10 protein-coding genes are annotated in these 12,982 nt (G+C 65.6%); 7 read left to right on the forward strand and 3 right to left on the reverse strand.

Annotation, left to right across the window (positions count from 1 at the left end; all coding sequences use genetic code 11):
• The first annotated feature begins 32 nt into the window (after positions 1-32).
• From LWC34_RS36190 to LWC34_RS36205, 4 genes are read left to right on the forward strand one after another with little or no spacing between them, the layout of a single operon-like run.
• A complete protein-coding gene (locus LWC34_RS36190) occupies positions 33-932 on the forward strand; it encodes a TauD/TfdA dioxygenase family protein (RefSeq protein ID WP_233729750.1) in 900 nt (299 codons plus the stop codon).
• A 42-nt stretch (positions 933-974) separates the two neighbouring features.
• A complete protein-coding gene (locus LWC34_RS36195) occupies positions 975-2,027 on the forward strand; it encodes a beta-keto acid cleavage family enzyme (RefSeq protein ID WP_233729751.1) in 1,053 nt (350 codons plus the stop codon).
• 54 nt (positions 2,028-2,081) lie between these two features.
• Positions 2,082-3,323, forward strand: coding sequence for an MFS transporter (locus LWC34_RS36200; protein ID WP_233729752.1), 1,242 nt, complete (start codon positions 2,082-2,084; stop codon positions 3,321-3,323).
• Positions 3,320-4,777 carry an IS1380 family transposase gene (locus LWC34_RS36205; RefSeq protein WP_233722402.1) on the forward strand — a complete coding sequence of 486 codons (1,458 nt, stop codon included), beginning with the start codon at positions 3,320-3,322 and terminating at the stop codon, positions 4,775-4,777. The genes LWC34_RS36200 and LWC34_RS36205 overlap by 4 nt, the downstream gene beginning before the upstream one ends.
• Before the next feature lie 205 nt (positions 4,778-4,982).
• On the opposite strand, the gene LWC34_RS36210 is transcribed toward LWC34_RS36205, so the two are convergent.
• Positions 4,983-5,987, reverse strand: a complete 1,005-nt coding sequence (locus LWC34_RS36210) for a ThiF family adenylyltransferase (RefSeq protein ID WP_233729753.1) — start codon at positions 5,985-5,987, stop codon at positions 4,983-4,985.
• A 120-nt stretch (positions 5,988-6,107) separates the two neighbouring features.
• Between LWC34_RS36210 and LWC34_RS36215 the strand changes: the two genes are divergently transcribed.
• Entirely contained in the window at positions 6,108-6,638 is a 531-nt protein-coding gene (locus LWC34_RS36215; RefSeq protein WP_233729754.1) for a M48 metallopeptidase family protein, read from the forward strand.
• Positions 6,639-6,706: 68 nt separating this feature from the next.
• Here LWC34_RS36215 and LWC34_RS36220 read toward each other — a convergent pair whose 3' ends face one another.
• Positions 6,707-7,996 carry a zinc-dependent metalloprotease gene (locus tag LWC34_RS36220; protein ID WP_233729755.1) on the reverse strand — a complete coding sequence of 430 codons (1,290 nt, stop codon included), beginning with the start codon at positions 7,994-7,996 and terminating at the stop codon, positions 6,707-6,709.
• 44 nt (positions 7,997-8,040) lie between these two features.
• Between LWC34_RS36220 and LWC34_RS36225 the strand changes: the two genes are divergently transcribed.
• Positions 8,041-9,138, forward strand: a complete 1,098-nt coding sequence (locus LWC34_RS36225; protein WP_233729756.1) for a YlbL family protein — start codon at positions 8,041-8,043, stop codon at positions 9,136-9,138.
• Positions 9,139-9,195: 57 nt separating this feature from the next.
• Here LWC34_RS36225 and LWC34_RS36230 read toward each other — a convergent pair whose 3' ends face one another.
• Positions 9,196-9,711: a PPA1309 family protein gene (locus tag LWC34_RS36230; protein ID WP_372496694.1), complete on the reverse strand. Its 516-nt coding sequence runs from the start codon at positions 9,709-9,711 to the stop codon at positions 9,196-9,198.
• 123 nt (positions 9,712-9,834) lie between these two features.
• On the opposite strand from LWC34_RS36230, the gene LWC34_RS36235 reads away from it, so the two are divergent.
• Positions 9,835-12,855: a UPF0182 family protein gene (locus tag LWC34_RS36235; protein ID WP_233729758.1), complete on the forward strand. Its 3,021-nt coding sequence runs from the start codon at positions 9,835-9,837 to the stop codon at positions 12,853-12,855.
• Positions 12,856-12,982 lie beyond the last annotated feature (127 nt).

Consider the following 12,982-nt stretch of genomic DNA (forward strand, 5'->3'; position numbering starts at 1 on the left):
CACACACGAACCCCCGATCCAGAGGATGCGTCATGACCGAAACCCCTGAACTGAAGGCGCCGGTGCCCGGCAGGTTGTCAGCGATCAGGTTCGAGCCGCTCACCCGCTCCATCGGCGCCGAGTTGTTCGGCGTGAACCTCGGCGAGGTCACACGGGACGACACGCTGTTCGCGGAACTCAAGGCGCTGCTGCTCGAGTACAAGGTCCTGTTCCTGCGTGATCAGGACATCAGCCGCACCGAACACGTCGCATTCGCCCGGCGGTTCGGCGAACTCGAAGACCACCCGGTGGCCGGCAGCGCTCCGGATCATCCGGGCCTTGTCCGGATCTACAAGGATCTCGACAGCCCCGCCGAGCACTACGAAAACGCCTACCACTGTGACGCCACCTGGCGGGAGAAGCCGCCGATGGGGTGTGTGCTGCGCTGCGTGGAGACACCGGAGGTCGGTGGCGACACCATCTGGGTGAACATGGTCGAGGCGTACGCGAAGCTGCCCGACCACATCAAGACCCGGATCGACGGGCTGCTCGCCAAGCACAGCATCGAGGCCACATTCGGCGCGGCGATGCCGACGGAACAACGCCACCAGTTGAGGAAACGCTTTCCCGACGCGGAGCATCCGGTCGTACGCATCCACCCGGAAACCGAGGAAAAGGTCCTCTTCGTCAACGGGTACACCACCCATTTCGTCAATTTCCACACCCCGGAGAACGTCCGCTTCGGCATCGACTACGCACCCGGCGGCAGCAACCTGCTCAACTATCTGATCAGCCAAGCCTCGATCCCGGAGTACCAGGTCCGCTGGCGGTGGACCCGTGACAGCGTCGCGATCTGGGACAACAGGTCCACGCAGCACTACGCCGTTCAGGACTACTGGCCATCGGTCCGCAAGATGGAGCGGGCCGGAATCATCGGCGACCGGCCATTCTGAATTCCCCGGTTCAATCCGTCCCTTTTCCGACGGGAGAAAACCATGCATTTCCTCGACGACTCGCTGTTTCCCGAGAACCAGGAGAAACTGGTCATCACGGCGGCTCCCTACGGGCCCGAATGGGAACCAGCCGACTTCCCCGAAGACCTTCCGCTGACCCTGGACGAGCACGTCCAGCAGGCCATCGACTGCTACAACGCGGGTGCCACCGTGCTGCACATCCACGTGCGGGAGGTTGGCGGCAAGGGGTCCAAACGACTGTCGCGGTTCAACGAGTTGCTTGGTCGGCTCCGTACGGCCGTCCCCGAGATGATTCTGCAGGTCGGCGGTTCCATCTCGTTCGCGCCGGAACACGAAGGAGCGGACGCCACATGGCTCGGCGACGAGGCCCGTCACATGCTGGCCACGCTGGATCCCACACCGGACCAGGTGACCATCGCCATCAACACCTGCCAGATGAACATCATGGAACTGATGACAGCGGACGACATCGCGGGAACCTCGTTCACGCGACCGGCTGTGGCGGAGGCATACCGTGAGATGTTCGTCCCGGCAGGCCCGGCCTGGGTCGAGGAACACATCAGGCGGCTGCAAACCCAAGGTATCCAGCCGCATTTCCAGCTGGCCAACATCCCGCAGCTGGAAACCGTGGAGCGGCTGATCCGGCGAGGTGTCTACACCGGCCCGCTCGTGCTGACGTGGGTCGGCATCGGAGGTGGGTTCGACGGTCCCAGTCCGTACAACATGATGGAGTTCATCCGGCGTGTCCCCGACGGTGCGGTGCTCACGCTGGAAACGCTCATGCGCAGTGTCCTGCCGGTCAACACGATGGCGATCGCCATGGGTCTACACGCCCGCTGCGGCAACGAGGACACGTTGTGGGGCAAGAAGAGCCACAAGATGACCTCGGTCCAGCAGGTCGAACAGCTGGTACGCCTCGCAGGCGAACTCGGCCGCGAGGTGGCCACCGGCAAGGAGGCCTTCGAGATCTACAAGATCGGCGAACGGTACGCCGACGCCGACGAAACCCTGGCCAAGAACGGGTTCGCCCCGAACCGCCAACCGGGTCAGGCCGGTTTCACCCACCACGCCTGACCTCACTGTCCACTGGGGACGGCTGGGGAACGTCGAGTCAGTCTTGGAGTTGCCGTGGGACCGCAGACTCTGCCTGCCGAAGACCCCGTCCGCGGGGCAGGACGGCGAAGGACGTACCCCTGGGTCGTGTTCGGCCTGACGTTCGCACTGCTGTTGTCGGACTACATGTCGCGGCAGGTCCTCAGCGCGGTTTTCCCGCTCCTGAAAGCAGAGTGGACGCTGTCTGACTCCCGGCTCGCTGCCCTCAACAGCGTCGTCGCGTTGATGGTCGGCCTGCTCACCCTTCCCCTGTCGCTACTGGCGGACCGATGGGGGCGGACGAGGAGCCTGGTCCTGATGGCGATCACCTGGAGCGTTGCGACACTGCTGTGCTCCATCGCTGTCGACTACAGCCAGTTGCTCGGCGCGCGTTTCCTCGTCGGAGTGGGCGAGGCCGCATATGGCAGCGTGGGTATCGCGGTGGTACTCAGCATGTTCCCGCCCCACGTTCGTGCGTCGCTCAGCGGTACGTTCATGGCTGGTGGATCGTTCGGCTCGGTGATCGGTGTCGCGCTCGGTGGCGTCATCGCCGTGCAGCTGAGCTGGCGGTGGTCATTCGTCGCCATGGCGATCTTCGGACTGCTGCTGGTCGGTCTGTTCCGGGTGTTCGTCACCCAGGGAAAGGTGGATCGGTACCAGCACCGTGACACGACCACGGCCGCTGGATACCGTGCTCCGCTGTCCAGCCTGTGCTCCACCGCCAAGGTGAACTGCGTCTACGTCGGCAGCGGCCTGCAGTTGTTCGTCGCCGCCGTCCTGCAGGCCTGGATGCCCAGCTTTCTCAATCGCTACTACGGCATGACCCCGGACCGGGCCGGTGCGGTCGGGGCGATCTTCGTCCTGCTCATCGGCGCGGGGATGATCGTCTGCGGCATCGTCACCGACCAGCTCAGCCACAAGCAACCGACGCGTAAATGGACAACGGCGACCTGCTACGGCCTGCTCGCGGCGGTGCTGCTGATCGTCGGCTTCAACCTCGAAGCGAGCGGGCTCCAACTTGTTCTGATCGGAGCCGGTGTCTTCTTCTCGGCCGCCGCATCCGGCCCAGCGACCGCCATAGTCGCCAACCTCACGCACCCCTCCATCCGGGCCACCGGATTCGGAGCACTCACCCTGGTCAACAGCCTTCTCGGCCTAGCATTGGGCCCCTTAGCCCTGAGTATTCATGGCGATCTTGATTCGGGCGCCGTGTCGGAACAGGGAAAAGTGCTCCTGAGCTGGGAAGATGAGGTTGCTAATGCCTGTTCTTACCCATGAAGCTCTGGAGCACTTTCGACGTGGATGTTACTGGGTGGTCGCGGGATCTGGCGGTAGAAGTCGGTGGGCGTGGCGTGGTCAGTCATGCCGGGACCGCGGCGGTGCGGTTGCTGGCCGACCGCACCGGGTTGACGGAAGGCTTGTCGCGGGCGATGGCGCGGCGTGGGTTCATGCCGGTGCATGACCGTGGCCGGGTGTTCGCCGACACCGCGGTGTTGATCGCTGACGGCGGGCGGGTCCTGTCGGATCTGGCTGTCCTGCGCGATCAGGCCGAACTGTTCGGGCCGGTCGCCTCAGATCCGACGTTGTGGCGCACGTTGGACGCGGTCGGTCAGGTGCAGCGCAACAAGATCGCCCGTGTGCGTGCCCGGATCCGCGAGCATGTGTGGTCGTTGATCGAGCGACGGCACGGCCGGATTCCGCCGTCGCGGGTGGCCGACCGTGATCTGGGCACGACCGTGGTGGTCCGGTTGGATGGTTCGCTGGTGATCGCGCACTCGGACAAACAACTCGCCGCGGGAACCTACAAGGGCAGCTTCGGTCATCATCCGCTGCTGGCCATGTGTGACAACACCGGCGAATCGCTGGCCCTGTTGCTGCGCACAGGAAGCGCCGGATCCAACACGACAGCTGATCACCTCGAGGTCCTCGACGCCGCGATCGCCCAGATCCCGGCGAAACATCGAAGGAACCTTCTAGTCACCGTGGACGGCGCGGGCGCCTCCCACGGTCTCATCAAGTACATCACCGCGCTGAACGCCAAGCCAGGCAGGCAGGCGCACTACAGCGTCGGCTGGGAACTCGGTGCGCGGGAACGAGCCGCGATCGGCCGTGTCCCCGCGAAGGCATGGCAGGCAGTGCTCGATCACCACGGCGATCCTCGGCCGCTGGACAAAGCCGGCGTGGTGGAACTGACCGCGCTACTACGTCACCACCCCGACGGGGACCAACTGGAGAACTGGCCGGCCGATCTGCGGATCATCTGTCGTCGTGAGAAACCCCACCCCGGCGCACAGTTGTCCCTGTTCGAAGAAGCCGACGGCTGGCGCTACCAACTGGTGGCCACCAACACCCCGGGCAGCGGTTCGGGCGCCACCGTCCAGTTCCTGGAAGCCCGTCACCGCCCGCACGCCCGAGTCGAGGACCACGTCCGCTGCGGCAAGCAAACCGGCCTCGGTCACCTGCCCTCCACCAAGATCGAGATCAACCGGGCCTGGTGTCTGGCCGCCACCATCGCCATCGACCTGCTCGCCTGGCTGCGCCTGCTCTGCCTTGAGGGCACCCTCGCCAAAGCCGAACCCAAAACCCTGCGCTACCGGCTACTGCACACCGCCGCCCGCATCGTCCGCGGCCAACGCAAACGCAAGATCAAAATCCCGGAAACCTGGCCCTGGGCCGACCCTCTCGCCGCCTGCCTCCGGGCAGCGCTGGCCCTGCCACCACCAACTCGATGACCCCTGTCCCTGCCCCTCGACCTGAAAGGCCCGCCCCCCAACCCGGCGCCCAGCCAACACCGGCGGCCGGGCTCGAACCCTGACCATCACCACACAGCAACCAACTCAAGATCAACATCCGAACCGGCACAGGCGGACACGTCACCCACGTGAATGATCAAGGCTAGGTAATTCTCTCCTGTAGAACGCCGATCTCGCAGCCATTTCACTGTCGCGCGCCACACGTGCAGAACACATGTGGCGGCCATGGCCGTCGATCCAACTTGCCATGGAACGGATCAAGTTCAAGTGTTTCGTTCCAGATCGGCGGGCGTGTGCCACCGACCGAGAGGTATTCCAGCGCACGCATCGCCTGCTCGGCGCCCATGGCGGCCGTCGCGTACGCGCATGTGAGATCGGCATGCTGCCGTTGGCCGACCAACTGTGCCGCGACCGCTGGCCACTCCTGGTCAAGATCGGCTCGATGCAGGTCAGCGCAGCCGAGGCAGCTGCTGCGGCCGGGCACTACGAACGGCCCCACGATCCCGATGCCCTCACGAACCCGCACGCTCAGGTGCGGCACCGACTGCGACAACAGGCTGGTGACGAACTCCGGCTTCGGCACCGCGGAATCCGTCAGGACCACGAGATCCGGATCGGTCACGGGTCCGGATGGCAGCCGCAAGCGCGCCGCCTCGGCCCGCGGCTTGCCGATGTCCTCGTCGAGATATCCACAGCCTGTGTCCTCCGGCTCGACAACACCGTCCGCGTCCACCTCCACCGCGCCGATACCCGCGGTCACGAGCATCTGAGCCACGGCAAGGCCGATCCGCCCTGAGCCGTGCACGAGCACGGACGATTTCGTTCTGGTCTCCGCCAGTTGGCTCGGCTGGTTGCCTGTGCGCAGTGACCACGTCGCCGCGTCTGGGGAGAGCCGCCCAGGCATCGTGGTCTCGGTGACGTCCTCGATCAGGCCGAGCTCGTGCAGCTCGCTCAGCAACCCGGACAGGGTCAGCCGATCGCCCGGTGGCGCTTTGGCCAGCAACTGTCTTGTCCGAATCTGGCCGTCCAGATTTTGAATACTCTCCGCAACCGTTTTGGTTACTCCGCCGATCACGACGGCGTGCCGGGGATCGAGCCCGAGCTGGATCTCGCCGTCGCCACGACGCAACACCGGCAGGCCGGTGAGCACTTTCGGCCGGCGTGGCAGTGACCTTCCATCATGCGACATACCTCAAGGCTGGCAAGGGATCCACGAGATGCCAAACCTTTGTCCACAGGGGGCTGTGGGTAGAAGGTCACCCTCCTGGCAGTCTCCCAAATTGTCGGTGGGTGGTCGTACGGTTGTCGCGTGGCCGAACCAGTCGTCGAAGTACGTCGCAGTAAGCGCCGTACTCGGACAGTGACCGCGTATCGGGAGGGCGATGCTCTGATCGTCCTTCTGCCTGCGCGGATGTCCAAGAGAGAAGAAGCGCATTGGGTCGCCGAGATGCAACGCCGCCTACTGCGTAGCGAGTCCCGTCGCCGCTCCCCTGCGCGGACGTCGGACAGCGCGCTGCTCGCCAGGTGTGCGGAGCTTTCGTCGCGGCATTTGGACGGCGAAGCCGTACCACTGAGTGTTCGTTGGGTGCCACCAATGCGAACGCGTTGGGCATCCTGTACGCCCGTTGACCGGTCGATCCGGGTCAGCGAGCGGCTGAGGGAGGTGCCGTCATGGGTCCTGGACTACGTGCTGGTGCACGAACTCGCGCACCTGCTCGTGCCGGGGCATGACCATGAGTTCTGGGGCCTTGTGCAGCGTTATCCCAAGGCGGAGCGGGCCATCGGATATCTCGAAGGCCTTGCCTCCGCCTCGGGTTCGGGGCCGATGGTCGAGGATTAGTGGTCGTGACCACTTGGTCCTGACCGAGCCCGTGGCCATCCCATCGCCGGGATGGCCACGGGCTCGGATCACGACTCGTCGTCGTCCTTCTTCTCGGTTCGTTCCAATTCGGCGATCGGGTCCATGTCGGAGGTCGCTCCGACACGATCGGCGAAGTCCAGCGGCTCGTCGAGGTCGGCGGCGGTGGGCACCAGGTCCGGGTGCGCCCAGATGCCGTCGCGCTTCTCGATGCCGTGTTTCTCACCGACGATCAGCCACAACGACGCGGCGGCGCGCAGCTTGCGTGGCCGCAGCTCCAGACCGACAAGCGTGGCGAACGTCTGCTCGGCGGGACCGCCGGAGGCACGCCGCCTGCGCAGTGTTTCGCGCAACGCGTCAGCACCGGGCAGCCGGTCGCCGACGGCGTCCGCGACCACGACGTCCACCCAGCCTTCGACCAGCGCGAGCAGGGTCTCCAGGCGCACCAAGGCGGCCTGCTGCTCCGGCGTGGTCTGCGGCTCGAGCATGCCCGACTGCATGGCCTGCTCGATCGACTGCGGGTTGGCCGGGTCGACCTGGGACGCCAGCTGCTCCAAGGCCGAAGTGTCGACCGTTATGCCGCTGGCGAACTCCTCGACCGTCGCCAGCAGGCGCTGACGCAGCCACGGAACGTGCGCGAACAGGCGCTGGTGCGCGGCCTCGCGTGCGGCGAGGAACACGAGCACCTCGCTGGCGGGCCGCTCAAGGCCTTCACTGAACTTCGAGATGTTCGCGGGAAGCAGAGCGCCGGTGTTCTCGGGACCGAGCGGCAAGCCGATGTCGGTCGAGGTCAATACCTCGGCGCCGAGCTGTGCCAACGCGTTGCCCAGCTGGGATCCGAACGCCATCCCGCCCATCTGGCTGACCATGGACAGCAGCGGACCTGCGGCTTCCTTGGCCTCGGCTGGCATCGCCTCAACCCAGGCACCGGACATCCGCCTTGCCACCGGGTCGCACAGCCGCTGCCAGGTCGGCAGGGTCTTTTCCACCCAGTCCTTCGCCGTCCACGACTTGGTCGACTTGGCACCGGCTGGCAGGATCGTCGCGGCGTCCAGCCACACCTCGGCCAGACGGGCCGCGTCGGCGACCGCTTCCGGCGACTCCGCACCGGCCGGTTCGGTCTCGGCGAGCCGCTGCAGCGCGATCTGTTTGGCCAGGTCGTAGTTGACCGGCCCGGTCGACGATCCGGCCTGGCTGAGCATCTGGCCAAGTTGGCTGAGCATCTGGCCGAGCTGGTCGAACGGGTTCTCCTGCCCGCCGCCCGGCCCCTGGCCGGACGGGTTTTTCTTACCTTTGTCATCGGGCTCCGGCATGCTGAAGCCGAAGGGGAGCTCGTTCATACCTCCACGGTACGCGGGGTGTCGTAGTCGTAGGCTGTTGCCTCGTGAGTACTCCCAGCAAAGAGGCGACTCCTGAGACCGACCCGGCCGCGGAGAAGCGGGCGCGGGACGAACGCTGGCAGATCTCCCGGCGCGGGTGGACGGTTTTACTGAGTTTTCTGATCGTGATCACGCTGGGTCTGGTGGGTGCGTTCTGTCATGTTCCGTTCGTGGCGCTCGGCCCTGGCCCGACGTACGACACGCTCGGTTCGGTCGACAACACGCAGATCGTGCAGGTCGAGGGTGCGCAGACGTACCCGACGACCGGTCAGCTGCGGATGACGACGGTCTCGCTCAAGCGTGAGGTCACGCTGTTCAGCGCGTTCGGCCTGTGGGTGAGCGGGCGGTACGCGCTCGCGCCTCGCGAGGAGTACATCAAGCCTGGTCAGACCGAGGACGAGGTCCAGCAGCAGAACGTCAAGCTGTTCCAGGACTCGCAGAGCGACGCCGAGGTGGCGGCCATGCGGTTCCTGAACCACCCGGTGAAGGTCGTGGTCAGCGAGGTCACCGCGGGTGCGCCTGCCGACCGCGTGATCGAGCCGGGCGACCGGCTGCTGCGGGTCAACGGCAAGCAGATCACCCAGGCGGGGGACGTGGTCGCCGCGGTCGAGCCCACCAAGCCTGGTCAGGTGATCGAGGTCGTGCTGCAGCGCAACGGCCAGGAACGGACCGTTTCGGTGACGCTCGGATCTTCGGCTGACCGGCCGCAGGGCTACATGGGCATCCGTGGTGTCGACCGCGCCGATGTGCCGTTCAAGACCACGATCCACCTACAGGACGTCGGCGGCCCGTCGGCCGGGCTGATCTTCTCGCTGGCGATCATCGACCGGCTCACCCCGGACGACCTCGCCGGTGGCCAGCCGATCGCGGGCACCGGTGAGATCGACACGAGGGGCGTGGTCGGCCCGATCGGCGGCATCGGCTTCAAGCTGGTCGCGGCGGCCGAGGATGGCGCCAAGACGTTCCTCGTGCCGGCGGCCAACTGCGCGGAGGCCTTGGCTGACCCGCCGCCCGGCCTGCAGTTGATCAAAGTCGAGACCCTGGCAGGGGCCGTGCAGGCGCTCGAGGACCGCAAGGCCGGACGCCCGGTTCCAGGCTGCTGAAAGACCTCGTGAGTGGTTATCCGTGTTCTAACACGGATAACCACTCACGAGGTCTGATCAGGCGAAAGTCGCGTGCAGGGCTGCGGTGAGGTTGGGGGCCAGATCTGGGCCTTTCAGCAGGTCCTCGTGGTCACGCAGGCGCATGACGCACGCTTCGCCGCCGTCTCGCAGGACGGCCGCGACCAGCCGAGCCTCCTGGCGCTGCGGGTGCTCCGCCGCGAGCTGACGCAGCCTCGCCTCGTCCTCACCGGAGGCGTTCATCTCGGCTTCGGCATCCGGCGGCAGGACGACGATCTCCTGCACCAACGCACAGCCGCGGACCGCGTCCGGCCACATGATCCCGGCAAGCGCCGCGCCAAGGTCACCATCTGGCAACGAATCCTGTGCGATCGGAGTCAACTCGGATCCGGCGTCGAGCTGACCGGCCAGCTCGGGTTGCATCCGGAGCAGTTCGGCCGTCGGGACCAGGGCGAACAGCTGGGCAGGCTGGTCCCAACCGGCCGAAGCGACGAACTGCTCGACCTCCGCCGCGAGCGCGGGCAAGGCATCTGAAGTGCTCGACACGGCGGTCATCGTCGCATTCCAACGGCCAGTGACGGGAACCGGAACACCGTCCGTAGAGTTGGACATCTAGGACAGCTGTTTTCGTGTGCGGCTGTCGGCCAGACTCAAGATCGCTATTCAGGAGCGTGTCCAGTGGCCTCTCGGCCCTCGATCGGCTTGCCGAAGCTGTCTCGCCGCAGCCGCATCCTGCTGACCATCGCCGCGATAATCGTCTTTCTGCTCATCGTCGGCGCGCGGTTGATCGACACCTACGTCGACTGGTTGTGGTTCGGTGAGGTCGGTTTCCGATCAGTCTTCACCACCCAGATCCTCACCAGGATCGGGCTGTTCTTCGCGGTCGCCCTTTTTGTCGGCGGCCTGCTCGCGATCAGCCTGACCATCGCCTACAAGACCCGGCCGGTGTTCGTGCCGGTGTCGGGCACCGAGGATCCGCTAGCCAGATACCGCTCGACCATCGTGCAGCGGGTCCGCCTGTTCGGCATCGGCCTCCCGGTCGTCGTCGGCCTGTTCTCCGGCTGGGCCGCGCAGGGTGACTGGCAGCGAGTGCAGCTGTTGTTCAACGCCGTCCCGTTCGGCAAGACCGATCCGGAATTCGGCATCGACATCGGCTTCTACGCCTTCAAACTGCCGTTCTACGAGTGGCTGATCAGCTGGTTCTACGTCGCGCTGGTGATCGCGTTCATCGGCGCGGTCGTCGTGCACTACATCTTCGGTGGCATCCGGCTCGCCGGTCGTGGCGGTCAGCTCTCCGGCCCGGCCAGGGTGCACCTTTCCACCGTCGCCGGTCTTTTCGTGCTGGTTTACGCGGTCGACTACTTCTTCGACCGGTATGAACTGTTGTATTCCAGCCGCAACGAGACCTTCACCGGTGCCACGTACACCGACCTCAACGCGGTGCTGCCGGCCAAGTTGATCCTGATGTCCATCGCGATCTTCTGCGCCATCGCCTTCTTCGTCGGCGCGTTCCTGCGCAACCTGCAGCTCCCGGCGATCGCGCTGGTCCTGCTCGTGCTGTCCGGCCTGCTGGTCGGCACGGCGTGGCCCGCGATCCTCGACCAGTTCTCGGTCCGGCCGAACGCCAACGAGAAGGAAGCCAACTCGATCCAGCGAAATCTGAACGCCACGAAGGAGGCGTTCGGGCTGACGCCGGACAAGGTCAAGATCGAGGACTATCCCAAGGCGGGCACCCCCGAGCCGTCGGCGACCGCGATCCGCAACGACACGGGCACCATCCCGAACGTCCGGCTGCTCGACCCGGCCATCCTGTCGCCGACCTTCACCCAGCGTGAGGCAAGGGCGAACTTCTACGGCTTCCCCGACAAGCTGGACGTCGACCGGTACAAGGTCGGCGACAAGGTGCAGGACTATGTCGTCGCGGTCCGTGAGATCAAGACCTCGGGCCTGACCGAGCAGCAGAACTCGTGGATCAACCGGCACATGGTCTACACGCACGGCAACGGCTTCGTGGCGGCGCCCGCGAACACGATCGACCGTGCGCCTACCCCGGTCGGTGGCACGTCGGCGACCAACGCCAGCCAGCAAGGCGGATACCCCGTGTTCACGGTCAGCGACCTGAACGCGATCAACGCCAAAGCCAAGATGGACATCCCGGTCACCGAACCGCGGATCTACTACGGCGAGCTGGCCACCACGTACGCGATCGTCGGCGGCCAGGCGCAGGGAGAATTCGACTCGCCAGGCTCCCCTGAGTACAAGTACCAGGGTGCCGGTGGTGTCCCGGTCGACGGCCTGTTCAACCGGCTGGTGTTCGCTGCCTACGAAGGCGAGCGCAACATCCTGTTCAACACGGCCATCAGCGAAGGCTCGAAGATCATGTACAACCGTGACCCGCGCGAGCGGGTCCGGAAGGCAGCGCCTTGGCTGACGGTCGACACCGACCCGTACCCGGCGGTCGTCGACGGCCGGATCCAGTGGATCGTCGACGGCTACACGACGCTGGACAACTACCCGTACTCGCAGTCCACCTCGCTCGGCCAGGTCACCACCGACTCGCTCGCCGGTGTGCCGCGCCAGCAGGACCGCAAGATCGGGTACATCCGCAACTCGGTGAAGGCCACCGTCGACGCGTACAACGGAACGGTGACGCTGTACGGCATCGACGAGACCGACCCGGTGCTCAAGGCCTGGTCCGGCGTCTTCCCCGGCACGGTGAAGCCCGCGTCCGCCGTTTCACAGTCCCTCAAAGAGCACTTCCGGTACCCGGAGGACCTGTTCAAGGTCCAGCGTGACCTGCTGGCGAAGTACCACGTCAGCACGCCAGCCGAGTTCTACTCCACGCTGACGTTCTGGGACGTGCCCTCCGACCCGACAAAGGAAGGCAGCGACACCGGAACCGCGGCGAAGCAGCCGCCGTACTACGTCCTCGCACAGGCACCAGGCCAGACCCAGCCGACCTTCCAGGTGACAAGCGCGCTCACCGCGTTCCGTCAGCAATTCCTGGCCGCATGGGTTTCGGTGTCATCGGAACCGGCGGACTACGGCCAATTCAGAGTGCTCCGACTACCCACCCAAGGTGACGTGACACCAGGTCCGAACCAAGTCCAGAACCAGATGCGGACAACGGACAAGTTCACCCAGGAAAGAACCCTGTTCCAGAACACCGGCGTCGACGTGCAATACGGAAACCTGCTGACCCTCCCGGTCGGCGGCGGCGGACTGATCTACGTCGAACCGATCTACCTGAAACAGAAGGACATCAACGCGTTCCCGCAGCTCGCTCGGGTACTAGTCGCGTACAAGAACAAGGTCGGATTCGCCGCGACCCTGTCCGAAGCGCTCGATCAAGTCTTCGGCCCAGGCAGCGGATCAGGGACAACCCAGCCGGGCCAAGGCGGAGACACGACACCGCCGTCGACAGGCACGACACCGCCACCGGGCACGACACCACCGCCGACCGGCGGCGTGTCACCTGAGCTGAACGCGGCCATCACCGAGGTGAACACGGCAGTGGCCAAGCTCAGGACGGCTCAGCAGAGCGGCGGCCTGGCCGAGCTCGGCAAGGCCATCGAAGAACTCGACACGGCGCTGAAGAAGTACGAACAAGCGAAGTCGGCAGCGGCCACCCAGCCGCCGCCATCGTCGGCGCCGTCGAGCACGCCGCCACCGACGCCAACGCCCCAGGGCGGCGGCTGACAGAAAGCGAACGTCAGCGGCCGCTTGAACCACAGCGGCCGCTGACATCCGGAAACAACGACAACCACGGCGGAAGACACCAAAGAGCACCCCGATTTGCTCCACCCGGCAACCCCCAAGTAAACTA

This window comes from Kibdelosporangium philippinense (assembly GCF_021390435.2).
GTDB lineage: Bacteria > Actinomycetota > Actinomycetes > Mycobacteriales > Pseudonocardiaceae > Kibdelosporangium > Kibdelosporangium philippinense.

What these genes read in the sequence shown, in the direction of transcription:
- LWC34_RS36190 (WP_233729750.1), top strand. Translation starts at nt 33, where the DNA reads ATGACCGAAACCCCTGAACTGAAGGCGCCGGTGCCCGGCAGGTTGTCA.
- LWC34_RS36195 (WP_233729751.1), top strand. Translation starts at nt 975, where the DNA reads ATGCATTTCCTCGACGACTCGCTGTTTCCCGAGAACCAGGAGAAACTG.
- LWC34_RS36205 (WP_233722402.1), top strand. Translation starts at nt 3,320, where the DNA reads ATGAAGCTCTGGAGCACTTTCGACGTGGATGTTACTGGGTGGTCGCGG.
- LWC34_RS36210 (WP_233729753.1), bottom strand. Translation starts at nt 5,987, where the DNA reads ATGTCGCATGATGGAAGGTCACTGCCACGCCGGCCGAAAGTGCTCACC.
- LWC34_RS36220 (WP_233729755.1), bottom strand. Translation starts at nt 7,996, where the DNA reads ATGAACGAGCTCCCCTTCGGCTTCAGCATGCCGGAGCCCGATGACAAA.
- LWC34_RS36230 (WP_372496694.1), bottom strand. Translation starts at nt 9,711, where the DNA reads ATGACCGCCGTGTCGAGCACTTCAGATGCCTTGCCCGCGCTCGCGGCG.